Raw genomic sequence first — 21,205 nt, 5'->3', positions numbered from 1 at the left:
GGGCTGAGAACCCAGGGCCGGCGGACTCGTCGAGGTGATCTCGCCGCACGACGGCGCGGTCACCGTGGCAACCTCTGTATCAAGGGCCGATACGGCTTCCAGCACGTACAGAACCGGGACTGATCGACATGGGACGGGTCACCGAACGGCGTCGGGTACTGAGGATCAGGGACGGAGCGGTCGACCACCGGGCGGACACCCTGGTCGCGGAGGAGCCGCTGGAGATCCGGCTCAACGGCAAGCCACTCGCGATCACCATGCGCACCCCCGGGGACGACTTCGCCCTCGCGGCCGGCTTCCTGGTCAGCGAGGGCGTGCTCGGGAGCGCGGACGAACTGGCGAACATCGTGTACTGCGCGGGCGCGACCGTCGACGGGTCCAACACCTACAACGTCGTCGACGTACGACTCGCCCCCGGGGTCCCCGTCCCCGACATCACGCTGGAGCGCAACGTCTACACGACGTCCTCCTGCGGCCTGTGCGGGAAGGCCAGCCTCGACGCCGTACGGACCACGGCCCGCTGGGCCATCAACGACGCCTCGCCGCTGCGGCTCGAACCCGCGCTGCTGTCCGCGCTCCCCGACCGGCTGCGCGCCGCGCAGCGGGTCTTCGACCGGACCGGCGGTCTGCACGCGGCCGCGCTCTTCACGTCCGAGGGCGAACTGCTCGACGTCCGCGAGGACGTGGGCCGCCACAACGCCGTGGACAAGCTCGTGGGCCGCGCCCTCCAGCAGGGCCTGCTGCCGCTGGCCGGGAAGATCCTGATGGTCTCCGGGCGGGCCTCGTTCGAACTCGCCCAGAAGGCCGTGATGGCCGGCATCCCGGTGCTCGCCGCCGTCTCGGCCCCGTCCTCCCTCGCCGTCGACCTCGCCGCCGAATCGGGCCTCACGCTCGTCGGTTTCCTGCGGGGCACCTCCATGAACGTGTACGCGGGCGAAGAGCGGATCGCCCTGCCCGCGCCGGCGGCCGGGCGGGCCTGACCCGTCCCGACCCGCGTACACGCGTGCGGGACCGGCCGGCGAGGTGCGCCCCCTGCGCCGGCCGGTCCCGCCGTATCCGCGGACCGAGAACCCGAGGACCTGAGTACCCGCGGCCCGCAGACCTGCGGACCTGCGGACCGCGAGGTAGACAGTGTCCACCTCGAGGTGGACACTGTCCACCATGACCACCGCTCCCCGCGCGCGCCTGCTCGACGCTGCCCTCGCCGTCCTGGACGACGACGGCGTCGAGGGGCTGACCCTGCGGGCCATCGCACGGCGCGCCAACGTGTCGCACGGGGCGCCGCTGAAGCACTTCCCGCACCGGGCGGCGCTGCTGTCGGCCGTGGCCACCGTGGGGTTCAGGGAACTCAACGTGCGCGCCGAGGCGGCCGTCCGGGCGTGCCCCGAGGGGGCGCCGGCGGCCGCACGGCTGCGGGCCGGGGCCCGCGGCTACGTGGCGTACGCGCTGGGACGGCCGGCGATGTTCACCCTGATGTTCCGGCACGACCTGCTGGACCCCCGGGACAAGGAACTCGGCCGGGCCGGCATGTCGGCCTTCGACGACCACCTCCTCGTGCTCGTGCGAGCCGCGCAGGCGGAGGGCTGGCGGCCCGGGGCGGACACCCGGGCGCTCACCGGCGCCGTGTGGTCCGGGCTGCACGGTGTGGCGCAGCTGTGGCTGTGGGGCTCGCTGGCCCTGGGCACCGGCGCCGCGTCCATCGACGAAGCGCTCGACGCGCTGTTCACCTCGTTCGACCTCAAGGAACACTGACGATGCATGAGAAGTACGGATTCGACCGTGAGACGGCCGTCACGGCACGTCCGGACGAGCCCTCTGTCTACGACGCCGAACTCCACGAGGGGTGGCGGATCGGCATGGGCGTCAACGGCGGGCTGCTGCTCGCCCTCGCCGGCCGGGCGCTCGCCGAGGAGCTGGGCGGCGACGGGCAGGGACACCGGGATCCGTTCTCGATCAGTGCCTACTACCTGTCGACGTCGCGCCCGGGCCCGGTGACCGCCCGCACGCAGACCCTGCGCCGCGGCCGTACCGTCTCGACCGGCATGGTGTCCCTGGAGCAGGAGGGCGAGGAGCGGCTGCGGGCGGTCGCGACCTACGGCGACCTGAGCGGCCACGACCACGCGGGCGACGTGCGCACCTCCGCCGTTCCTCCGCAGATGCCGCCGCCGGAGAAGTGCGTGGGGACCGACGTGGCGCCGCCGGAGTTCCTGAAGATATCCCCGATGCTGGAGCGCATCGAGCTGCGGCTGGACCCGGACACGGCCGGCTGGGCGGTCGGCGCCCCGTCGGGCCGCGGCATGGTGCAGGGCTGGCTGCGGATGCCCGACGGCCGTGAGCCCGACCCGCTGATGCTGCTGCTCGCCGTGGACAGCCTGCCCCCGGTCAGCTTCGACCTCGGCATCCCGGGCTGGGCCCCCACGCTGGAGCTGACCGCCCACGTCCGGGCCAGGCCCGAGCCGGGGTGGCTGCGGCTGAAGCACTCCACCCGCAACTTCGCGGACGGCTACATGGAGGAGGACGCCGAGGTCTGGGACTCGGCGGGCCGTCTCGTGGCCCAGTCCCGGCAGCTGGCGCGGGTACGGCTGCCCGAGGGCGCCGCGTAGCGGCCGCGCCCGCGGGCCGTGCGTTCCGGGGACGGCCGTGCCGCCCCCGGGAGGTGCCCCGTCAGTGCAACTGCGCCTGCCAGTCCTCGGGGACCTTGCCCGCGGGGCCCGGGGAGGGCTGGCTCTCCGGGCGGGACTGCGGCGGGGTCAGCGCGGGACCGTCGTAGTACTGCTCGGTCTCGACGTTCCAGTACCAGTCCTCACCGGGCTCGTAGCTGGTGATGAACGGGTGGCCCTCCTCGAGCGCGTGCCGCGTGGCGTGCTGGGAGGGCGAGGAGTCGCAGCAGCCGATGTGCCCGCACTGCGCGCAGCGGCGCAGGTGGAGCCACCAGCCCGGTCCCTGACCGGCACCGCAGTCGGCGCAGCCGGCGCCGCTCGGCTCGGACGTGGGGTCGATGCCGGGGATCGTGACGTCGTCCGCCATGGTGGACCCGCCTCCTTAACCGCGATCACGTTCTCCTGGCATGCTAACCGCCCTCACGTGCCGCCACCGGGCGAAGCGGGACGGCCCCCTCGCCGCCCCGTGGGCCCCGGTCCGGGCGGCACCTACCGCTTCCCGGGGCGCCTCAGGACGATGCGGGGATGCCGGACGAAGGCCCGAAGGCGCCCGGCGTAGCCGGATCGGCGCAGCCACCACGGCAGCCGGCGCAGCGGCACGTACGTGAGGATGTCGTCATGCGCCTCGGTCCCGGGAGGCATGCCGCGCAGCAGTTCCAGGCACCGGTCGTCGACGGTGCCCTGCAGACGGGCGACGTGGGCCAGGGCCACGACGCCCTGCCGGCGCAGTTCCCCGTACGGCGCCCCCAGCGCCCGGGCGACGCGCGGCAGGATCGCGGCGGCGTCCGGGTGGGTGAGCGCCAGCCCGATGACCGCCACGCCCACCATCGGCTCCCCGCGCTCGAAGGCCGCGTCCACCTCCTCGGGCCGGTCGGTCCCGAGCAGCGCAGCGGAGTCCGCCCAGTTCATGCCCCGCCCGGCCGCCGCCCGCCCGACGAGGAACTCCCCCCGCCCGGCGGCGTCCGGCTCCCCGCGCCGTGCCCCCTCCAGGTACGCCCAGACCCGCCCGGCCTCCGGGCCCGCGTCGGCGGCGGCCTTCCGCCACACCTCCGGCTCCGCCTCCGTCAGGGCGGCGAACCTCCCGCCGAGCTCCCCCAGGTCGCACCGCCGCAGGAACGCCAGCCATCGCGCGTCGTCGTCGGTGACGCGGCCGGTGGCGTAGCCGACGGCCAGTTCGCCGGGTTCCAGCGCGACCGCGAAGCGGACGAACTCGGCCGGTATGGGAGCGGGGTGAGCGGTCACGAGCGCCGAGGCTAGCCCGTCAGGCCCAGTGTCGGCTCGCCATTTTCGCCTCACTGCGGCGGGCCGGCGACGGCGGTGAACTCCTCCGTACGGACGATGGGGTCGAGGCCGACGGGGACGTGGAGGCCCGCCGGGAGCGGTTGGGACGGCGGGAGCGGCGGTGACGGCCGGACCGGTCCGGCCGTCAGTGACCGCCCGTCAGAACGCCGTCCAGGGCGCGCGACAGGCGGGCGAGCCACTCCGCGGCCGTGCCCGTGACGTGGGGGTGGGCGGCGCGGACGGCGTCCCAGTCGACGGAGTGCGGGGCGACCTCGGTGAGGCGGGGTGCGGAGGCCGGGTGGCCGTGCTCGCGGCTCATCACCCGGCGCAGCAGGCGTGGGGAGAGGGCGGTGCCGGGCACCTCGGCGAGGAGGACCGCGTCGTAGAGGTCCTTGCCCTGGGCGCGGCCCTCGGCGGCGGCGTCGGCCTGCAGCCACAGCAGCTTCCAGGCGAGGGAGAGTTCACGGCTCGCGGTGAGCACCACGGCCGGGGGCCCGCCGTCGCCGCGCGGCACGGCGGTCAGGACGGGCGGCTCGGGGAGCCGTTCGTCGCGGGCGAAGTCCAGGCGCACCTCGCCCGGGGGCAGTCCGTCCGCGTGCCAGGGGACGACCAGGCGCACGCCGGGCGTGTCGTACTCCGCGTAGGTCCAACTGCCGTCGTCGCGGGCGCCCTCCGGGTCGAGACGTACGCCGGGGGCGGCGTCGGGGTGGGCCCGGACCAGTGCCAGCAGTTCGCCGGGCGGGCCGTCGGGGCCGTCGGAGCCGTCCGGTTCCGGGTCGACGATCCAGTGCAGGCCCTCGGGCGGGACGTGGGCCCGCTGCCCGCCGGTGCCGAACTCCTCGTCCGTCCAGATCTCGGGACGGACTGCGCCGTCGGCGGCCTCCGGCCACTGCTGCACGGTGGCCCGCTCGTCGACGTACGGGTACGGGTGGAGCGGGTCGATCGGCACCGCCGGGGAGGGCGGGACGATCCAGTCGAGGTCGCCCGGTTCGCGGGCGGCGGCGCCGACCCAGGCGGGCAGCACCATGCTGCCGCGCAGCACGAGGTACTCACCCAGCGGGGACCGCGCGACCAGGCCCAGCAGGTGGTCCAGGACGGCCCGCCGGGCGGCGGCCGCCGGGTCCCGCTCCGCGGGGGCGGTCACCGGGTCTGCGCCTCGTCGATCCAGCCGTCGTCGAGGGCGGGCCGGTCGTCGTGCACGACGAACTCCTCCTCGACCTTCACCGCCGTGAGGCCCGCCGCCGTGAGGTCCGCGAGGAGGCGGTCGAGCCGCTGCCGCGCCTCGGGGCGCCCGACGTCGCGGCAGCGCTGGGTGACGAAGCGTTCGTGGCCGCGGGCGCCGAGGTCACGACGCGCGTTGCGGGAGACGTGGGCGGCGTGCCGCCCGGCGATCGTCCGGACCTCGTCCAGGCGGGCGGGGTCGGTGACGACGAGCTTGACGTGGTGCTCGAAGTAGCAGCCGGGCGGCAGGGCACGGGCCTGCCCGCGGGTGCTCGGGACGCCGGCGTTCCAGGGCGCGGCCTCGATCTTCACACGCGCGACGCCGATCCCCTCGGCGCGCAGCCGTCCGGTCCACCGGGCGGCGGCGGCGCGCTGCGCGGGCAGGGCGCCGCGGCCGCGCAGCGTCAGCATGGGCTGGTCGGGGGTGGCGCCCCGGTCGAGCACGATGCGGGTGTACTTGAGGCCGTTGCGCTCCGCCCAGTGGCGTATCCGCTCCTCGTCCCCGGGCCTCGGTGCCGGCACCGTGAAGTGGGTCTCGAAGTCTCCGGTGAAGTCCATCGCCGGGGGCCCGGCTACCACGCCGGCCGGACCGGGCCGCCGGGGGCGAGCCGTCCCAGGTCCGCGCACAGGGCGCGCAGCCGGTCCTCGCCGAGCACGTCGGCCCAGGGGCGTACGGCGTCGGCGGCGGCCTGGTCGGCGGCGCGGGTGCAGGCCCGGCCGCGGTCGGTGAGGACGACGAGCCGGGCCCGGGCGTCGTCCGGGTGGGGGCGGCGTTCGGCGTAGCCCTTGGCCTCGAGTTCGTCGACGAGTTGCCCGGCCGCCTGGCGGGTCACCCCGAGGTGCGCGGCGAGTTCGGTGACGGTCGCGCCGCCGGCCGCCATCCGGGCGAAGGCGAAGCCGTGGGCGGGGCGCAGGTCGTCGAAGCCGCGGGCGACGACGCCATCGTGGATGGCGGCGGTGAGGGCGCCGGCGGCGGCGAGCAGGTTGACGCCCAGGGCCATGGCCAGGGCCTCTTCGTCCTTCATGCGGCCACCTTGACACAGTGCGCAAGCAGCTTGAGCATATGGGCAAGCAACTTGCTCAAGTTGCTTGCCCATCGGGGAACAGGAGCCCGTATGCCCGTCGTCCGTTCCGCCGACGCCGTCGTCCACGACCTGCACGGCGTCCGCTTCGTCTCGTACGCCCGCACCGCCACCGGCAGCACGGAACTGTGCGCGTGGCGCGGCGAGGTACCGGCCGGGACCGCCGGTACCTCGCACACCATCAGCCGCGAGGAGGTCTTCCTCGTCCTGTCCGGCAGCCCGCGCCTGACCATCGACGGCGAGGCGTACGACCTGTCCCCCGGCGACGTCGCCACGGCGCCCGCCGGCTCCCGCCTGGCCCTGGAGAACCCGGGCGCGGGCCCCGCCTCCGTTTGGGTGACCACCGGCGTCGGTCTGGAGGCGGTGCTCGCCGACGGGTCCCGGATCAGCCCGCCCTGGGCCCGCTGAACCCGCCGGGCGCCCGGCGGGTCAGCGCGTCACTGCAGGTGGGCGGTGTCGTTCCAGAGGGTGATCGCGGGGTCGCCGTACTCCCAGCCGAGGACCGACAGCGAGGCCGGGGCCAGGCTCAGCACCATGCCGCGCATCGGGTCGAGCCGGAGCCAGCGGGCCGCCAGGGTGCGCAGGAAGTGGCCGTGGGCGAAGACGACCGCGTCGCTGTCCTCCTCCTTGGCCCAGGCCACCACCTCGTCCGCGCGGTTGGCGACCTGCCACGAGGTCTCGCCGCCGACGACGCCGTCGCGCCAGATCACCCAGCCGGGGCGTTCCTCCCGGATCTCGGGCGACGTACGGCCCTCGTACTCGCCGTAGTCCCACTCCCGCAGCGCGTCCCAGGTCCGCGCCCGGTCGCCGAACCCGGCGAGTTCGCAGGTGTCGCGGGCGCGCTGGAGGGGGCTGGTGCGGACCCGGGCGCCGGGGAAGTCGTGCCAGGGGGCCCGGGCCAGGCGCTTGCCCAGCAGGCGCGCGGCCTCCCGGCCCTCCTCGGTGAGCGGGATGTCGGTCCTGCCGGTGTGCTGGCCGCTCTTGGACCACTCGGTCTGGCCGTGCCGCACGAGCACGAGGCGCGGAGCCATCAGGGGGCCACCTCCTTGTCGACGGCCTCGGTGTCGCCGCCGGCCGCGCACCCGGCCGCGCGGTCCGGGGCGAGGACGCCGATAGGCTGGATGAACGTCGCCACTGTTGCCTCCGAGGTCACGTGGACAGTGTCCCTCCCGACCGGTGGGACGCACAAAACGGTGCCCGCGCCGCCCGGCGGCGGGGCGGACCCGCAGGCCGGTCCGTCCGGCGCCACGACTCCCGGCAGGAGAAGAGGTCATGAACGCATCCGCCCCTCCGGCGCCGGAGCCGCTCGACGTGCGCTGGATCCACGGTTCGGCATCGGCGAAGCACAACACCGATCCCGACATCCAGGTGTTCGAGTACGACGAACGCACCTTCGTCCTGCGGCAGAACAAGGCGGTCCACTACGAGGCGCCGTTCCTCTTCCTGCTCTTCGGGGACGACCGCGCGGTGCTCCTGGACACCGGGGCCACGCCGGAGGAGGAGTTCTTCCCGCTGCGGGAGGTCGTGGACGAGCTGTTCGAACTGCGGCCGCCCGCCCTGCAGCGTCCCGGCTACGAGCTGCTCGTGCTGCACACCCACGCCCACGGCGACCACGTCGCCGGCGACGCGCAGTTCGCGGGCCGCCCGGACACGGTCGTGGTGTCGGCGGACCGCGACAGCGCCTGGGACTTCCTCGGCTTCACCCAGGACCCCGACCGCGTGGCGCTCCTGGACCTCGGGGGCCGGGTCCTGGAGTGCCTCGCCACACCCGGCCACCACGCCTCGGCCGTCACCTACTACGACCCGGCGACGGGCTTCCTGCTCACCGGCGACACCGTCTACCCGGGCCGGCTGTACGTCGAGGACTGGGCCGCCTTCCGGCGCACCGTCGACCGGCTGGTCGCCTTCGCCGGGGAGCGCCCGGTCACCCACGTGCTGGGCTGCCACGTCGAGATGACCCGCGAGCCGGGCGTGGACTACCCCGTCCGCACCACCCACCAGCCCGACGAGCCGCCGCTGGAGATGACCGTCGACCAGCTCCGCGAGGTCCGGCGGGCCGTCGAGGAGATCGGCGACCGGCCGGGACGCCACGTCTACCCGGACTTCGTCATCTGCCGCGGGGACTGAGGGTTTTCGAACGTACGGCAGACTGTCCGGGTGTTCGCACTCGCCGTCGCGTCGACCGTCCTCCTGCTGCTGGAAGTCGTCCCCTCAGCGGTCGCCCAGCTGATCCGTGCGCGGCCCGGCCTGGAACGGCTCGACGAGCTGACCCGGCTGGGCGTCCTGGAGGGGCGGCGCCTGTGGGTGGTCACGCTGCTCGGCACGCTGCACACGTTCGGCGCCGCCGCGGTCCTGGCGGGACTGTGGCTGCCTCCCGTCGGCGTCGCCGGAGCCGCGCTGGAGGCGGGGATCTTCGCCTGGGTGCTCCTGTGCCAGCTGCGCTGCGGTGACCGGGGGCGTGCCCTGGCCGCGTACGCGCTGTTCCTGGCGATGGCGCTGGCGGTCCTCGTGGTCGACGCCGTGCGCTGAGCGGGCACCCCGCCCCGCCGCGGCGCGGCGGACCGGGCTCACCTCCGGCCGGCCACGACCTCCCGGGGCCGTGCGGCGGCCGCCGGGGCGGCGGCGGGCACGGCTGCCTCCGCCTGCCGGGCCCACCGCTTGGCGAGGACGGCGCACACCATCAGCTGCATCTGGTGGAAGAGCATCAGCGGCAGCACCATCAGCCCGGCCTGGGCCCCGAACAGCACGGAGGCCATGGGCAGTCCGGCCGCCAGGCTCTTCTTCGACCCGGCGAAGACGATGGTCACCCGGTCCGCGCGGGGGAAGCCGAGCCTGCGCGAGCCGTACGAGGTGAGGCCGAGCATCGCGGCCAGCAGCAGGGCCTCGGCCAGCAGCAGCCCGAGCAGGCGCAGGGGCGTGACCTGGTGCCAGATGCCGCGCACCACGCCCTCGCTGAACGCGGCGTAGACGACCAGCAGGATCGACCCCCGGTCGACCAGGCCGAGCACCTTCTTGTGGCGGGTGACGAAGCCGCCGATCCAGCGGCGCAGCAGCTGACCGGCCACGAACGGCACCAGCAACTGCAGCACGATGCCGAGCACCGCGTCCGCCGTGAAGCCCGCGCCGCTCCCCCCGAGCAGCAGCGCGGCCAGCAGCGGGGTGAGGACGAGCCCGGCGAGGCTGGAGAAGGAGCCGGCGCAGATGGCGGCGGCCACGTTGCCGCGGGCGACGGAGGTGAAGGCGATGGAGGACTGGATGGTCGAGGGCACCAGGCACAGGAAGAGCAGGCCGGTGCGCAGCTCGGGCGTCAGCAGGTACGGCACGAGTCCGCCCGAGGCCAGGCCGAGCAGCGGGAAGACGACGAAGGTGGCGGCCAGGACGGTGCCGTGCAGGCGCCAGTGACGCAGTCCGTCCATCGCCTCGCGGGTGGACAGGCGCACGCCGTAGAGGAAGAAGAGCAGCCCCACCGCTCCGGTGGACGCCCCGCCCGCAAGGTGGGCGCCGGTGCCTCTGGCGGGCAGCAGCGCCGCGAGGAGCACGGTCCCGAGGAGCGCCGCGATGTACGGGTCCACGGGGAGCCAGGACGGGTAACGCAGGCGGCGCATGGGCTTCCTCATTGGTGCTGGACGGGGCCCCTCTCCAGGGTGCCCGGTGACCGGGAGATCGTAAATGACTTTGACCGCACTGACTGTCATCACGTATCGCGATGAGCGGCGGTAGGCTGGCACCGTGTTCGATCCGGTGCAGCTGCGGACCTTCGTCGCCGTCGTCCAGACGCTGAGCTTCACGCAGGCCGGCCGCAGGCTCGGCCTGCGCCAGTCGACGGTGAGCCAGCACGTGCGCAAGCTGGAGGAGGCCGCCGGCCGGCGGTTCTTCACCCGCGACACGCACAGCGTGGAACTGACCGAGGACGGCGAGGCCATGCTCGGCTTCGCCCGGACGATCCTGGAGGCCAACGAACGCGCCGCGGGCTGGTTCGCGGGCACCCGTCTGCGCGGCCGGCTGCGCCTGGGCGCCTCGGAGGACTTCGTCCTGACCCGGCTGCCCGAGATCCTGGAGCGCTTCCGGCGCGACCACCCCGAGGTGGACCTGGAGCTGACGGTGGAGCTGTCGGCCACCTTGCACCGGCAGCTGGCCGCCGGCCGGCTGGACGTGATGCTCGGCAAGCGCGCGGCCGGGGACAGCCACGGTCAACTGGTGTGGAGCGACCGGCTGGTGTGGATCGCCGGCGAGCGGTACCGCCCGGAGGCCCAGCGGCCCGTCCCGCTGATCCTCTACCCGGCCCCCGCGATCACCCGGGCGCGGGCGTTGGAGGTCATGGAGCGGCACGGCCGTGCGTGGCGCATCGCGTGCACCAGCGGCTCGCTGAGCGGTCTGGTCGCCGCGGCGCGGGCGGGGCTCGGGGTGATGGCACACGCCGAGGGGCTGATCCCGCCCGGTCTGGTGCGGGTCCCGGCCCGCGCGGGGCTGCCCGAGCTCGGCGGCGTCGACTTCGTGCTGCTGCACGGCCGGCGGCGGCCCGCGGCGCAGGAGGCGGCGGACGCGCTCGCGGCGGCGATCCTCAGCGGATCCCTTCGGTCGTGATCTGCTTGACCAGGCGCAGCGACGGCACGGTCTCCACGTGCCGGACCCCGTCCAGGGCGCCGACGCACTCGCTCAGGTAGCGGTAGAGCTGCGGCGTGCTGCTGCAGATGACCACGGCGACGAGGTTGGACGATCCGGTGGTCGCCGCGACGTAGGCGGTCTCGGGGTGCGCGGCCAGCGCCTGCCCGACCGCGGACAGGGCGGAGGGGGCGGCCGTGATCCAGAAGATGGCGCGGGTGTCGTGGCCGATCCACGCCGTGTCGAGCTGCACGTCGGTGTAGAGCACGCCCGAGCCGCGCAGTTGCTCCAGCCGCCGCTTGGCCGCCGACTCCGACAGGCCGGTGGCGCGGTGCAGTTCGGGGTAGGAGGCGCGGCCGTCCCTGGCCAGGACGGCCAGCAGCGCCTCGTCGGTGGCGTCGAGGACGACCGTGCCGGACGGCGGCTCGGGCGGGGGCGGCCGCAGCGCGGCGACCTCCGCGTCGGTGAGCGCGCCGCGCTTGGCGAACCAGCCCAGGGCGCCGCCGTAGAAGGTGTGCAGGATGCTGTGGGCGCCGATCTCGACGATGCTCGGGGTGCGCGGCAGACGCCCGAGGAGCAGCGCGTCGTGCTCGTCGTGGCTGCGCGGACGCGTCACGCACATCACCTCCGTGCCGCCCGACATCAGCGAGATCCAGGCGGTGTCGTCGCGCCGGGCCAGGGCCTTGGCCAGGGACTCGGCGGCCTCGGGGGTGCTGCGCAGCCGCAGCGCCCAGCGGGTGCGTCCGAGCAGTTCCTGCTCGGGGAGCCCGAGCACGCGCATCCCGAAGTCGCCGCGGAGTCTGCGGTAGCGGCGGGCCACGGTCTGGTCGGAGACGCCGAGGACGTCGGCGATCCGGCTGAAGGGGGCGCGCCCGTCGAGCTGCAGGGCGTGCAGCAGCCGCATGTCCAGCTCGTCGAGTGTGTGGGAATCCATCGCCCTCTCCTTCACTGTGTCGGATTCCAGCGGGATGCCGCCCGTGGCTGGAGGAAGCCCGGGTGGTCTCGCGATGGTACGGAGGACCCACCCCGGAATGGAAGAACGGAACGGAGAAGGACATGCGCAAGTGGGGACCGCTGGTGGCGGTCTGCCTGGGCACCTTCATGCTGCTCATCGACGTGACGATCGTGATCGTCGCGCTGCCCGACATCGCGGACGCCCTGGACGCGTCGCTGTCCGACCTCCAGTGGATGATCGACATCTACGCGCTGGCACTGGCCGCCCTGCTGCTGGGAGCCGGCTCCGCGGCCGACGTGATCGGGCGGCGCCGGATGTACGTCGCGGGGACGGCCCTGTTCGCGGCGGCCTCCCTCGCCTGCGGACTCGCGCCCGGAGCGGGGGTCCTGGTGGCGATGCGCGCGGTGCAGGGGGTCGGCGCGACGGCGATGTTCGCCACGACGCTCTCCCTGCTCGGCGCGGCCTACCAGGGCCGCGACCGCTCGGTGGCGCTGGGCGTGTGGGGCGCGGTCAGCGGCGCGGCGGCGGCACTCGGGCCGGTGCTGGGCGGGCTGCTGACCCAGGCGCTGGACTGGCGCTGGATCTTCTACGTCAACCTGCCGGTGAGCGTCGTGGCGATCGCCCTGACGCTGCGGGTGGTGAAGGAGTCCCGGGGCCACGGCGGGGCCCGCATCGACTGGCCGGGCACGGCGTCCTTCACCGCCTTCGCCGGGCTGCTCACCTTCGCCGTGATCCGGGCGGACGAGGCCGGCTGGGCCTCGGCCCGTACGGCGTGGACGCTCGGCGGCGCGGTGGCGGCGCTGGTGGTGTTCGTGGTGGCCGAGCGGCGCGCCGCGCAGCCGATGCTGGACCTGGCGCTGTTCCGCAACCCCTCCTTCACCGCGATCATGGTCGGCGCGCTGGCGCTCAGCGCGACGGCCTTCGGCTTCCTGCCGTACACCTCGCTGTGGCTGCAGACGCTGCTCGGCCTCAGCCCGGTCCGCGGCGGCCTGGTGCTGATACCGCTTGCGCTGGCGGCGTTCGTGGCCTCGGCGGTGGGCGGCCGGTTCCTGCACGGGGCGCCGTACCGGCTCGTGATCGGCGGCGGGATGGTGCTCATCGGGGCCGGCGCGCTGGCCCAGGCGGTGCTGGACGCCGGTTCCGGCTGGGCCGCGCTGACCGCGGGCCTGGTGGTGGCGGGCCTCGGCGTCGGGCTGGTCAATCCGGCGATCGCGGGCGCCGCGCTGGCCTCCGTGCCGCCGCGGCGGGCCGGCATGGCGGGCGGGGCGGTCAACACCTTCCGGCAGCTGGGGTACGCGCTCGGCGTCGCCGTGTTCGGCGCCCTGCTCTCCACGCGGATGGAGCACTCGCTGAGCCAAGCCGGGGCCCCCGCCCCGCACGCGACGGCCCAGGCGCTCGCGGGCGGCGGAGCGCGGGAGCTGCTGGCCCGGGTCCCCTCCGGCCGGCGCGCGGCGACCGACCACGCGCTGCACGCCGCCTTCGCCTCGGGCCTGAACGCGGCGGCCCTGGCGGCCGGTGTCGCCGGCCTGCTGGCGGGTGCGGTCGTGCTCGTCCTGGTGCGGGAACGGCCGGGCAAGCCGGCGCCGGCCGCGGCACCCGAGCCTGTGGGGGCTGTAGAGCGGCCGTGATCCCCGCGGGGGGATTTGGTGGAGAGTCCGGGCGGGCCGCGGTCCGCCCGGAAACCGTCCTCCGGCGCCATGTTCCTTGGGGTAACCGGGAATCGGCTCGTCGCAAAGGTGTGAGGGAGCCCACGCGGGCCTTCACAGCCGATTGTCACGCCCCTCCCCTCCGCACGTGGTATCGGGTACGGTCTGTGACCGCCGAGGCGGTCGAGGAGCGACGTTGCGCGAGTTCACCATTCCCCCACTGGTGACGGCACCCCAAGTCGGAGGACTGGCGGACGCCGTGTTCTCCAATGCCGACGAGGAGCCGGACCGGATCGTGCTGAGCCGCCGCGCCGGAGCGGACGGCACCGACTGGGAGCACGTCACGGCCGCCCGCTTCCGCGACGAGGTCCTGGCGGTGGCCAGGGGCCTGCTCGCCCAGGGGATCCGCTTCGGCGACCGGGTCGGCCTGATGTCCCGCACCCGCTACGAGTGGACCGTGCTGGACTTCGCGCTGTGGGCGATCGGCGCCCAGCCCGTCCCGATCTACCCCACCTCGTCCTCGGACCAGGTCCGTTGGATGCTGCACGACTCCGAGGCGGTCGCCTGCGTCGTCGAGCACGAGGACCACGCGATGACGATCGGCGCGGTCATCGACGAACTCCCCCACCTGACCCGGCTGTGGCAGCTGGACTCCGACGCGCTGTCCGAACTGGCCCGGCACGGCCTCTCCGTCGACGACGACCTGGTCCACCAATACCGCGAGGCGGTCACCCCCGACGCCACCGCGACGATCATCTACACCTCGGGCACCACCGGCCGCCCCAAGGGATGCGTGATCACCCACGGCAACTTCATGGCCGAGAGCGACAACGTCGTCGCCCGGTACGAGCCGGTCTTCCACAGCAAGCGCGGCGACGAGGCGTCCACCCTGCTCTTCCTGCCGCTCGCCCACGTCTTCGGGCGCATGGTGGAGGTCGCGGCCGTCCGCGCGAAGGTCCGGCTGGGGCACCAGCCCAACCTGGCCGCGGCCGAGCTGCTGCCCGCGATGGCCTCGTTCCAGCCGACGTTCGTGCTCGCCGTCCCGTACGTCTTCGAGAAGGTCTTCCAGGGCGCCCGCCGCAAGGCCGAGGCGGGGGGCAAGCTCGGGCCCTTCGAGAAGGCGGTGGAAGTGGCGGTGCGGCACGCCGAGGCGATGGAGGCCCGGGCGTTCGGCACCGGTCCCGGCCCCAGCACCTCGCTGCGGATGCAGCACCAGCTGTACGAGAAGCTGGTCTACGGCAAGGTGCGCGCCGCCCTCGGCGGCAAGGTCCGGCACGCCTTCTCCGGCGGCTCGGCGATGGACCGGCAACTGGGGCTCTTCTTCGACGGCGCGGGCGTGCGGATCTTCGAGGGGTACGGCCTCACCGAGACCACGGCGGCCGCGGTCGCCAACCCGCCCGAGCAGACACGTTTCGGCACGGTGGGCCTGCCCATCCCGGGCACCACGGTGCACATCGCGGACGACGGCGAGATCTGGGTGTACGGCGGCCAGGTCTTCAGCGAGTACCTCAACAACCCCAAGGCCACCGCGGAGGTCCTGCACGACGGCTGGCTCGCCACCGGCGACCTCGGCGCGCTCGACGAGGACGGCTACCTCACGATCACCGGGCGGAAGAAGGAGATCCTGGTGACCAGCGGCGGCAAGTCCGTCTCGCCGGTGGTCCTGGAGGACCGGGTGCGGTCCCACCCGCTGGTCTCGCAGTGCGTCGTGGTCGGCAACGACCGGCCCTTCATCGGGGCGCTGATCACCCTCGATCCCGAGGGCGTCGGGCACTGGCTGACGATGCGGGCCAAGCCGCAGCTGCCGATCGCCAAGCTGATCCACGACGCCGACCTGGAGACGGAGATCCGGCGGGCGGTCGTCGCCGCCAACACGCTCGTCTCCCAGGCCGAGTCGATCCGCACCTTCCGCATCCTGGCCGGGCAGTTCTCCGAGGAGGGCGGGCTGCTCACGCCCTCGCTCAAACTGAAGAGAAGGGCGATAGAGAAGGCGTACACCCGAGAGATCGAGGCCCTCTACCACGCCTGAGGCGGGCGCTGGGGGTGCCGGGGAATGCGGCCGCCGCGGAGATCGTTGAAAAGAGGATCAACGATGAGTCCTCCTCCGACGACGTAAGGACGACCTGCTCGTGAGCACGGTTCCCGACATCACCCTGAACAACGGCGTCACCATGCCCCAGCTCGGTTTCGGCGTCTGGCAGGTCCCGGACGACGAAGCCGCCACCGCGGTCGCCACGGCCCTGGAGGCCGGCTACCGCAGCATCGACACCGCCGCGCTCTACCGCAACGAACGCGGCACCGGCCGTGCCATCGCCGCCTCGGGCATCCCGCGCGAGGAACTGTTCGTCACCACCAAGCTGTGGAACACCGACCAGGGCCACGACAACGCCCTGCGCGCCTTCGACGCCTCCCTGGACAAGCTCGGCCTGGACCACGTGGACCTCTACCTGATCCACTGGCCCACGCCCGCCCGCGGCCTGTACGGGGAGACCTGGCGCGCCCTGGAGAAGATCCACGCCGACGGCCGCGCGAGGGCGATCGGCGTGTCGAACTTCCCGGTCGCCCAGCTGCAGCACCTGCTCGACGAGGGCGGCGTCGTCCCCGCCCTCAACCAGATCGAGCTGCACCCCAACCTCCCCCAGAGCGAGCTGCGGGCCTTCCACGCGGGCCACGGCATCGCCACCGAGGCCTGGTCGCCGCTCGGCCAGGGCCGCGGCCTCCTCGACGAGCCGGCGCTCGCCGCCCTCGCCGCCAAGCACGGCAGGACCCCGGCCCAGGTCGTCCTGCGCTGGCACCTCCAGCTCGGCAACGTCGTGATCCCCAAGTCCGTGACCCCGTCGCGGATCCGGGAGAACATCGACGTCTTCGGCTTCGAGCTCGACGGCGAGGACCTGGCCGCGATCGACGCCCTCGACAACGGCGGGCGCCTCGGCCCGGACCCGACGTCGTTCAACTGACGCGCGCGGACGCGCCGCGGGGCGGCGGCGGGCCGTCCGGGCCTGCCGCCGCCCCGAGCGGTCAGACGTCGCCGGCGACGACCGGGTAGTGGTCCGAGTAGTCGTCGAAGGTGTAGGTGGTGCCCCAGCTGGTGACCGACCACAGCGGCGCGTGCTCGTCGACCACGCGGTTGTTCCAGCGGGCGGGGCGGGCGTGGCCGTTGCGCAGGAGCGCGTGGTCGAGACGCTGCGCGGGGTCGTCGGGGTAGCGGTCGTACGCGACGGAGTTGGTGGCGGGGTCGAAGCTGGCGGCCGGACCGGGGTCGGCGTCGGGCGCCGCGACGTCCAGGTCGGCGAGCATGCGGGCGTACTCGGCACCGCCGGCGTCGGTGTTGAGGTCGCCCGCGATGACGACCGGCTCGGCGGCGGGGATCGCCCGGGCGTCGAGGAAGGCGTCGATCTCCCGGTTCTGGGCGGAGCGGACGCCCGCGGCCTCACCGCTGCCGCAGGCGGAGTCGTCGGCCTGGGTGTGCGTGCCGACGACGTGGACCCGGGTGCCGTTCACGTCGAGGACGACGTACACGAAGCCCTTGTTGGAGAACCAGTCCGCGCCGCACGCGTCGCCGTACACGTGCTGGACCTTCTCCAGGATCGGCCACTTGCTGAGGACCGTCACACCGCCGTCCTCGGGCGTGAGCGAGCTGTACGCGCCCTCGGTGCGGTCCCAGCCGCTCTTGGACCGGCCCAGCACCGGAGTCTGGTAGGGGTAGCGGCTCCTGAGGTTCGCCTGCAGCCGGTCGGAGGCCCCGTTGTCGAACGCCTCCTGGAAGACCAGGACGTCGGCGCCCTGGACGTAACCGGAGGCGGCGATGAGGTCGGCGCGCTGCAACTGGCCCCAGTTGGGGTAGAGGGTGCGCGGCAGCATCATCACGTTGCTGGTGACCAGCCGCAGTGGGGGCGCGACGGCGGTGGCCGTGGGGCTCGCGGTTGCGGTTCCGGTGCCGGCGGCGCCGGCGGACGAGGCGATGAGCAGGACGAAGGCGCAAGCGGCGGCGGCTCTGCCGTGTCTCACGGGCTCTCCTGGAGTCGGGTGGAGCTCGGTCGCGGAAACAGCGTGAGACTAGGGGCAGTTGGTTACCACTGGGTAGATGGCGGGCGGCTAACCTACGGACGTGCTGAACTACGAGGAGCAGGCCGCCGTCTACGACGCCACCCGCGGCGGCGTCCCCCGGGCCGAGGCCGCGGCCGCGGCCGTGCTCGGGCTGATACCGCGAACGGCCCGGACCGTGCTCGACATCGGCTGCGGGACCGGCCTGGTGACGGCCCGCTACACCGGCCGCCCCGGGCTGCGCGTGCTCGGGGCCGACGCCGCCCTGGCCATGGCCCGGCTCGCCGTCCGCCGGGTGGGGCCGGGGATCGTACAGGCCGACGTACGCCGGCTGCCGTTCGCGACCGCCTCGCTGGACGCGGTGACGGCCGTGTGGCTGCTCCATCTGCTGCCGGACGCGCCCGCGGTGATCGCCGAGTGCGCGCGGGTGCTGCGCCCCGGCGGGGTGCTCGTCACCACCGTCGACAAGGACGCCGGGCACGACGTGGGCAGCGACGTCGACGCCCTCCTCGCGCCGTTCCGCACGCGGGTGGCGTACGACGCGGAGGAACGGGTGGTGCGGCAGGCCGCCGCGCACGGCCTGCGCCCGGCGGGCGGGGCCCGCTTCGCCGGCCACGGCCAGGGCCGCACTCCGCGCGACCTGGCCGCCCGCATCGCGGCGGGCGACTTCGCCTCCGCCCTCACCCTGCGCGACGGCGACACGCAGGCCCTCGCCGGCCGCCTGGCCGCGCTGCCCGGGCAGGACACCGCCCGCCCCGACCCGCTCTACCGGCTGCTCGCCCTGGTCAAGGACTCCCCCGCCACGGCGGCCCGTTGAGCGGTCCGGTCGGTCGGCCGGCCGCGGCTCCGGGCCCCGCACCTGGGTTACGGTCGGGGGATGACGACGACCACGGCGGGGGTGGGGACGCTGCTGCGCGGCTGGCGCGAGCGGCGCCGGATCAGCCAGCTGGAACTCGCCCTGCGCGCGGACAGCTCGGCCCGGCACATCAGCTTCATCGAAACCGGCCGCTCCCGCCCCAGCCAGGCCATGGTCCTGCGGCTCGCCGAGCACCTCGACGTACCCGTCAGGGAACGCAACGCCCTGCTCATCGCCGCCGGTTACGCCCCCGCGTACCCGGAGACCCCGTTGCGCGACCCCGCGATGCACCCGCTGCGCGAGAGCCTCGACCGTCTCCTGGCGGCCTACGACCCCTTCCCGGCCCTGGTCCTGGACGGCATGTACGACGTCGTCGCCGCCAACCAGGGCGTGGGCGCCCTGCTCGAGGGCGTCGCCCCGCACCTACTGCGACCGCCGCTCAACGCCATGCGCCTCACCCTCCACCCCGAGGGCATGGCCCCGCGCATCCGCAACTTCCGCCAGTGGCGCGGGCACCTGCTGGAACGGATCGAGCGTCAGATCACGATGAGCGGCCACGAGCCGCTGCGCGCCCTGTACGAGGAACTGACGGCCTACCCCGCCCCGCCCACCCTGCACGACGCCGCCGAGGATTCCTCCGCCTCCGGCGACACCGAGGTCTTCCCCTTCGCCCTGCCGATGCGGATCGAGCACGGCGGCCGGGTGCTGTCCTTCATCTCGACGGCCACCACCTTCAACACCCCCATGGACGTCACGGTCTCCGAGCTGGCGATCGAGACCTTCCTCCCCGCCGACCCGGAGACCGCCGCCGCCCTTCCGTCCCTCACGCCGCCGGCAGCCGGTCCAGGAAGCCGCTGACCGAGCGGATCCGGCCGTCCTCCGCGAGCGTGATCACGTCGGACCCGGCGATCGGCGCCGCCCCGGGCTCCGCCCCGGCGGGCCCCAGCTCCCAGGCGAAGCGCGCCACGCCGTGGTGCCCGTCGACCTCCCCCACGGCCGTGAACACGAACCCGGGAAACCGCTCCCCCACCCCGGCGATCAGCGCCCCGATCCCCTCGTACCCCACCACCTGTGCCAGCGGGTCCGTGTACGTACCGTCCTCCACCCACGCGGCGGCCACCGCCTTCGCCCGCGCCTCCGCGTCCGCGGCGCTGTTCCACGCCTCGAAGTAACGGGCGACGGCGGCCTCGTACCGGTTCTGCGACATCACGGTCCTCCTCATCCGGGCTGTGTGGCCCGGCCGGACGGGGTGGAGTGCGCCACCCCGTCCGCCCGGTAGGACCACCCTGCCGGGCCGGCCACGAGGGGTCGATTACGCCCGGGGTAATGGCGGAGCGGCGTGGGTCGTGCCTCCCCGCGCAGGTCAGCGAGCGCCTGCGCGGGAAGGCGCCGATGCATGGGAGCCAGATGGGGAGCCACCGGCGTCGCTTTCAACCCTCTCCTGGCGCGTCCTTGGAGTGGGTCCTCGGTTCAAAGATGTCGTCCATAGCCTCGGCGCCACCGGCGATGAGAGGGCGGAGCTGCTTGCGGTAGACCCGTTCGGTCGTGGCGCTCCCGCTGTGCCCCACGACGCGCGAGATCACCTCGATGGGGATTCCGTGGTCCGAGACGACGGAGACAAAGCTCGTTCGCAGCTCCCTGGTGGTCCACTCCTTCGGGTCAGTGAACCCGGCCTCCTTGAGAAGACTCCTGAAGTTACGGAACACGTTGGTCGAATCCCGCTGCTCACCGTCGTCCTTGGGGAAGACCAAGGCATCCTCGTTCCACTCCAGTCCGCCCTCCCGGTAGCACTGGGGACCCGCTCTGACCTGTGTGCCCCCTCGACGACCCTGACCACCAGGCTTACAAGGCAGATGTCGGCGGTTCGAAACCGTCCACGCCCACCAGTGAGAAGACCCCCAGCCGGTCATGGCTGGGGGTCTTTGACATCCAGATCCGACATCAACGGCCACGCTCACTCGCGGTCGGGTCGCCTCCGCAGCAGCCGGCCCATGTGGCTCACGGCCTCACGCTGGGTGTCCTGCACGACGTGCGTGTAGACGTTCATCGTGACGGCGATCTGGGAGTGCCCGGGGATCTCCATCACCACGCGGGGCGCGACGCCGGCCGCCGTCAGCAGCGTGGCGCAGCCGTGCCGGGCATCGCGCAACCGGATCACGCGAAGGCCGGCACTGCCAGCGACCCGCGTGAACGAGCGGTACAGGTTGCGCGGCTCGACGGCCCGCCCCGTGCGAGTGGTGAAGACGTAGTCGCTCTCGATCCACTGCTCCCCCGCGCGCTCCCGCATGGCCGCCTGGCGCATCCGCTGCCACCGCAAAGGCGCCACGCACATCGCCGGCAGGGGAAGCGACTGCTTGCGGCGGCCTTGGGATCGTCGTCGTACACCTCTCCATGGACGCGCTGACGCTGCTTGCGAACCCGGATGACGCGCTCCTCCAGGTCGAGCACCACGCAGAGATCCACATCAGCGCCACCACTGCACTCAGTGTCGGTAGCCGGAGCCGTAGTGCGCGAGGACGGCCGGCTCCTGGCGATCCGCCGCGCCGACAACGGGGCGTGGGAGCTCCCCTGCGGCGTCCTCGAACTGCACGAGCCACCCGAGGACAGGGTCAAGCGCGAGGTCTGGGAAGAGACCGGCATCCACGTCGCGGTGGACCAGCTCACGGGGTCTACAAGAACACCACGCGCGGCATCGTTGCCCTGGTCTTCCGCTGCCAGCCCTCCGGCCGAACGCACCTCGGACGAGTCCGCAGCCGTCGACTGGCTCACGCCCGAAGAAGTCGCCGAGCGCATGTCCGAAGTCTTCGCGGTCCGGCTGCTCGACGCCCTCGACGGCGAGGCTCCCCATGTGCGGAGCC

The 21,205-nt window shown here is 73.8% G+C and carries 24 protein-coding genes and 2 pseudogenes; 13 read left to right on the top strand and 13 right to left on the bottom strand.

Translation table 11 applies throughout. The features are described 5' to 3' along the window. The first annotated feature begins 128 nt into the window (after positions 1 to 128). The 3 genes from fdhD to ACFV3E_RS42675 all read left to right on the top strand — a co-directional run bounded on the left by fdhD (position 129) and on the right by ACFV3E_RS42675 (position 2,603). The gene (gene fdhD, locus ACFV3E_RS42685) at positions 129 to 980 is read left to right on the top strand and encodes a formate dehydrogenase accessory sulfurtransferase FdhD (protein ID WP_500541352.1); all 852 of its coding nucleotides are present in this window, start codon (positions 129 to 131) and stop codon (positions 978 to 980) included. Between the two features lie 181 nt (positions 981 to 1,161). After that, positions 1,162 to 1,752 (top strand): TetR/AcrR family transcriptional regulator, encoded by a 591-nt coding sequence (locus ACFV3E_RS42680; protein ID WP_499514913.1) that lies wholly within the window; start codon positions 1,162 to 1,164, stop codon positions 1,750 to 1,752. Between the two features lie 2 nt (positions 1,753 to 1,754). Beyond that, positions 1,755 to 2,603: a thioesterase family protein gene (locus ACFV3E_RS42675; protein ID WP_500364929.1), complete on the top strand. Its 849-nt coding sequence runs from the start codon at positions 1,755 to 1,757 to the stop codon at positions 2,601 to 2,603. 61 nt (positions 2,604 to 2,664) lie between these two features. On the opposite strand, the gene ACFV3E_RS42670 is transcribed toward ACFV3E_RS42675, so the two are convergent. The 5 genes from ACFV3E_RS42670 to ACFV3E_RS42650 all read right to left on the bottom strand — a co-directional run bounded on the left by ACFV3E_RS42670 (position 2,665) and on the right by ACFV3E_RS42650 (position 6,187). Next, positions 2,665 to 3,027, bottom strand: coding sequence for a UBP-type zinc finger domain-containing protein (locus ACFV3E_RS42670; RefSeq protein WP_500541350.1), 363 nt, complete (start codon positions 3,025 to 3,027; stop codon positions 2,665 to 2,667). A gap of 122 nt (positions 3,028 to 3,149) precedes the next feature. Then, the gene (locus ACFV3E_RS42665) at positions 3,150 to 3,902 is read right to left on the bottom strand and encodes a hypothetical protein (protein ID WP_500541348.1); all 753 of its coding nucleotides are present in this window, start codon (positions 3,900 to 3,902) and stop codon (positions 3,150 to 3,152) included. Positions 3,903 to 4,086: 184 nt separating this feature from the next. Beyond that, positions 4,087 to 5,085, bottom strand: a complete 999-nt coding sequence (locus ACFV3E_RS42660; RefSeq protein WP_500541347.1) for a nucleotidyl transferase AbiEii/AbiGii toxin family protein — start codon at positions 5,083 to 5,085, stop codon at positions 4,087 to 4,089. After that, positions 5,082 to 5,720, bottom strand: a complete 639-nt coding sequence (locus ACFV3E_RS42655) for a hypothetical protein (RefSeq protein WP_500541345.1) — start codon at positions 5,718 to 5,720, stop codon at positions 5,082 to 5,084. The genes ACFV3E_RS42660 and ACFV3E_RS42655 overlap by 4 nt, the downstream gene beginning before the upstream one ends. Positions 5,721 to 5,734: 14 nt before the next feature. Then, on the bottom strand, positions 5,735 to 6,187 hold the full coding sequence (locus ACFV3E_RS42650; RefSeq protein ID WP_500541343.1) for a MarR family winged helix-turn-helix transcriptional regulator: 453 nt from the start codon (positions 6,185 to 6,187) through the stop codon (positions 5,735 to 5,737). Positions 6,188 to 6,277: 90 nt separating this feature from the next. On the opposite strand from ACFV3E_RS42650, the gene ACFV3E_RS42645 reads away from it, so the two are divergent. After that, complete coding sequence (locus ACFV3E_RS42645) at positions 6,278 to 6,652, top strand: cupin domain-containing protein (RefSeq protein WP_500541341.1); 375 nt, start codon at positions 6,278 to 6,280, stop codon at positions 6,650 to 6,652. A 29-nt stretch (positions 6,653 to 6,681) separates the two neighbouring features. On the opposite strand, the gene ACFV3E_RS42640 is transcribed toward ACFV3E_RS42645, so the two are convergent. Both ACFV3E_RS42640 and ACFV3E_RS42635 read right to left on the bottom strand, forming a co-directional pair. Continuing rightward, positions 6,682 to 7,275, bottom strand: coding sequence for a histidine phosphatase family protein (locus tag ACFV3E_RS42640; RefSeq protein ID WP_499514905.1), 594 nt, complete (start codon positions 7,273 to 7,275; stop codon positions 6,682 to 6,684). Continuing rightward, positions 7,275 to 7,397, bottom strand: a complete 123-nt coding sequence (locus ACFV3E_RS42635; protein WP_500541339.1) for a hypothetical protein — start codon at positions 7,395 to 7,397, stop codon at positions 7,275 to 7,277. Before ACFV3E_RS42635 ends, ACFV3E_RS42640 begins: the two co-directional genes overlap by 1 nt. A 119-nt stretch (positions 7,398 to 7,516) precedes the next feature. On the opposite strand from ACFV3E_RS42635, the gene ACFV3E_RS42630 reads away from it, so the two are divergent. Both ACFV3E_RS42630 and ACFV3E_RS42625 read left to right on the top strand, forming a co-directional pair. Then, positions 7,517 to 8,371: an MBL fold metallo-hydrolase gene (locus tag ACFV3E_RS42630; protein ID WP_500541337.1), complete on the top strand. Its 855-nt coding sequence runs from the start codon at positions 7,517 to 7,519 to the stop codon at positions 8,369 to 8,371. Positions 8,372 to 8,401: 30 nt separating this feature from the next. After that, on the top strand, positions 8,402 to 8,773 hold the full coding sequence (locus ACFV3E_RS42625) for a DoxX family protein (RefSeq protein WP_500541335.1): 372 nt from the start codon (positions 8,402 to 8,404) through the stop codon (positions 8,771 to 8,773). Positions 8,774 to 8,811: 38 nt separating this feature from the next. Here ACFV3E_RS42625 and ACFV3E_RS42620 read toward each other — a convergent pair whose 3' ends face one another. Beyond that, positions 8,812 to 9,849, bottom strand: coding sequence for a bile acid:sodium symporter family protein (locus ACFV3E_RS42620; RefSeq protein WP_500541333.1), 1,038 nt, complete (start codon positions 9,847 to 9,849; stop codon positions 8,812 to 8,814). 124 nt (positions 9,850 to 9,973) lie between these two features. On the opposite strand from ACFV3E_RS42620, the gene ACFV3E_RS42615 reads away from it, so the two are divergent. Beyond that, positions 9,974 to 10,828 carry a LysR substrate-binding domain-containing protein gene (locus tag ACFV3E_RS42615; RefSeq protein WP_499514900.1) on the top strand — a complete coding sequence of 285 codons (855 nt, stop codon included), beginning with the start codon at positions 9,974 to 9,976 and terminating at the stop codon, positions 10,826 to 10,828. On the opposite strand, the gene ACFV3E_RS42610 is transcribed toward ACFV3E_RS42615, so the two are convergent. Further along, on the bottom strand, positions 10,806 to 11,780 hold the full coding sequence (locus ACFV3E_RS42610) for an Lrp/AsnC family transcriptional regulator (RefSeq protein WP_500364950.1): 975 nt from the start codon (positions 11,778 to 11,780) through the stop codon (positions 10,806 to 10,808). The two genes, ACFV3E_RS42615 and ACFV3E_RS42610, sit on opposite strands and share 23 nt — an antisense overlap. A 122-nt stretch (positions 11,781 to 11,902) precedes the next feature. Here ACFV3E_RS42610 and ACFV3E_RS42605 point away from each other — a divergent pair, with 122 nt between their 5' ends. The 3 genes from ACFV3E_RS42605 (at position 11,903) to ACFV3E_RS42595 (ending at position 16,404) form a co-directional block, all read left to right on the top strand. After that, positions 11,903 to 13,429 carry an MFS transporter gene (locus tag ACFV3E_RS42605; protein ID WP_500541331.1) on the top strand — a complete coding sequence of 509 codons (1,527 nt, stop codon included), beginning with the start codon at positions 11,903 to 11,905 and terminating at the stop codon, positions 13,427 to 13,429. A 214-nt stretch (positions 13,430 to 13,643) separates the two neighbouring features. Beyond that, positions 13,644 to 15,476, top strand: a complete 1,833-nt coding sequence (locus tag ACFV3E_RS42600) for an AMP-dependent synthetase/ligase (protein WP_500541330.1) — start codon at positions 13,644 to 13,646, stop codon at positions 15,474 to 15,476. Between the two features lie 100 nt (positions 15,477 to 15,576). Beyond that, positions 15,577 to 16,404, top strand: coding sequence for an aldo/keto reductase (locus tag ACFV3E_RS42595; RefSeq protein ID WP_500541329.1), 828 nt, complete (start codon positions 15,577 to 15,579; stop codon positions 16,402 to 16,404). Positions 16,405 to 16,465: 61 nt separating this feature from the next. On the opposite strand, the gene sph is transcribed toward ACFV3E_RS42595, so the two are convergent. Then, the gene (gene sph / locus ACFV3E_RS42590) at positions 16,466 to 17,455 is read right to left on the bottom strand and encodes a sphingomyelin phosphodiesterase (RefSeq protein WP_500541328.1); all 990 of its coding nucleotides are present in this window, start codon (positions 17,453 to 17,455) and stop codon (positions 16,466 to 16,468) included. A 100-nt stretch (positions 17,456 to 17,555) separates the two neighbouring features. On the opposite strand from sph, the gene ACFV3E_RS42585 reads away from it, so the two are divergent. Together ACFV3E_RS42585 and ACFV3E_RS42580 are read left to right on the top strand one after the other, a co-directional pair. Further along, positions 17,556 to 18,308 carry a class I SAM-dependent methyltransferase gene (locus ACFV3E_RS42585; protein ID WP_500541327.1) on the top strand — a complete coding sequence of 251 codons (753 nt, stop codon included), beginning with the start codon at positions 17,556 to 17,558 and terminating at the stop codon, positions 18,306 to 18,308. Between the two features lie 60 nt (positions 18,309 to 18,368). Further along, complete coding sequence (locus ACFV3E_RS42580; RefSeq protein ID WP_500541326.1) at positions 18,369 to 19,205, top strand: helix-turn-helix domain-containing protein; 837 nt, start codon at positions 18,369 to 18,371, stop codon at positions 19,203 to 19,205. On the opposite strand, the gene ACFV3E_RS42575 is transcribed toward ACFV3E_RS42580, so the two are convergent. The 3 genes and pseudogenes from ACFV3E_RS42575 to ACFV3E_RS42565 form a co-directional block, all read right to left on the bottom strand. After that, the gene (locus tag ACFV3E_RS42575; RefSeq protein ID WP_500541324.1) at positions 19,171 to 19,554 is read right to left on the bottom strand and encodes a nuclear transport factor 2 family protein; all 384 of its coding nucleotides are present in this window, start codon (positions 19,552 to 19,554) and stop codon (positions 19,171 to 19,173) included. The genes ACFV3E_RS42580 and ACFV3E_RS42575 overlap by 35 nt on opposite strands. Before the next feature lie 223 nt (positions 19,555 to 19,777). Beyond that, positions 19,778 to 20,257 carry a tyrosine-type recombinase/integrase gene (locus ACFV3E_RS42570; protein WP_500541322.1) on the bottom strand — a complete coding sequence of 160 codons (480 nt, stop codon included), beginning with the start codon at positions 20,255 to 20,257 and terminating at the stop codon, positions 19,778 to 19,780. A 44-nt stretch (positions 20,258 to 20,301) separates the two neighbouring features. Beyond that, positions 20,302 to 20,792: pseudogene (locus ACFV3E_RS42565) on the bottom strand (tyrosine-type recombinase/integrase); the annotation flags it as partial. Here ACFV3E_RS42565 and ACFV3E_RS42560 point away from each other — a divergent pair. Then, positions 20,770 to 21,129 (top strand): annotated as a pseudogene (locus ACFV3E_RS42560) (NUDIX hydrolase); the annotation flags it as partial. The pseudogenes ACFV3E_RS42565 and ACFV3E_RS42560 overlap by 23 nt on opposite strands. Positions 21,130 to 21,205 lie beyond the last annotated feature (76 nt).

Source organism: Streptomyces sp. NPDC059718 (assembly GCF_042733315.1).
In the GTDB taxonomy this organism is placed as follows: domain Bacteria; phylum Actinomycetota; class Actinomycetes; order Streptomycetales; family Streptomycetaceae; genus Actinacidiphila.
The sequence above is the reverse complement of the archived record's forward strand: the minus strand, read 5'-3'. Positions and strand labels throughout refer to the sequence as shown.

Excerpts from the sequence above, each read along its gene's own strand:
- ACFV3E_RS42610 (WP_500364950.1), bottom strand. The coding sequence starts at position 11,780 with ATGGATTCCCACACACTCGACGAGCTGGACATGCGGCTGCTGCACGCC.
- ACFV3E_RS42630 (WP_500541337.1), top strand. The coding sequence starts at position 7,517 with ATGAACGCATCCGCCCCTCCGGCGCCGGAGCCGCTCGACGTGCGCTGG.
- ACFV3E_RS42575 (WP_500541324.1), bottom strand. The coding sequence starts at position 19,554 with ATGTCGCAGAACCGGTACGAGGCCGCCGTCGCCCGTTACTTCGAGGCG.
- ACFV3E_RS42580 (WP_500541326.1), top strand. The coding sequence starts at position 18,369 with ATGACGACGACCACGGCGGGGGTGGGGACGCTGCTGCGCGGCTGGCGC.
- ACFV3E_RS42655 (WP_500541345.1), bottom strand. The coding sequence starts at position 5,720 with ATGGACTTCACCGGAGACTTCGAGACCCACTTCACGGTGCCGGCACCG.
- ACFV3E_RS42675 (WP_500364929.1), top strand. The coding sequence starts at position 1,755 with ATGCATGAGAAGTACGGATTCGACCGTGAGACGGCCGTCACGGCACGT.
- ACFV3E_RS42670 (WP_500541350.1), bottom strand. The coding sequence starts at position 3,027 with ATGGCGGACGACGTCACGATCCCCGGCATCGACCCCACGTCCGAGCCG.
- ACFV3E_RS42620 (WP_500541333.1), bottom strand. The coding sequence starts at position 9,849 with ATGCGCCGCCTGCGTTACCCGTCCTGGCTCCCCGTGGACCCGTACATC.
- ACFV3E_RS42605 (WP_500541331.1), top strand. The coding sequence starts at position 11,903 with ATGCGCAAGTGGGGACCGCTGGTGGCGGTCTGCCTGGGCACCTTCATG.
- ACFV3E_RS42680 (WP_499514913.1), top strand. The coding sequence starts at position 1,162 with ATGACCACCGCTCCCCGCGCGCGCCTGCTCGACGCTGCCCTCGCCGTC.
- ACFV3E_RS42570 (WP_500541322.1), bottom strand. The coding sequence starts at position 20,257 with ATGACCGGCTGGGGGTCTTCTCACTGGTGGGCGTGGACGGTTTCGAAC.
- ACFV3E_RS42645 (WP_500541341.1), top strand. The coding sequence starts at position 6,278 with ATGCCCGTCGTCCGTTCCGCCGACGCCGTCGTCCACGACCTGCACGGC.
- ACFV3E_RS42650 (WP_500541343.1), bottom strand. The coding sequence starts at position 6,187 with ATGAAGGACGAAGAGGCCCTGGCCATGGCCCTGGGCGTCAACCTGCTC.
- ACFV3E_RS42640 (WP_499514905.1), bottom strand. The coding sequence starts at position 7,275 with ATGGCTCCGCGCCTCGTGCTCGTGCGGCACGGCCAGACCGAGTGGTCC.
- fdhD (WP_500541352.1), top strand. The coding sequence starts at position 129 with ATGGGACGGGTCACCGAACGGCGTCGGGTACTGAGGATCAGGGACGGA.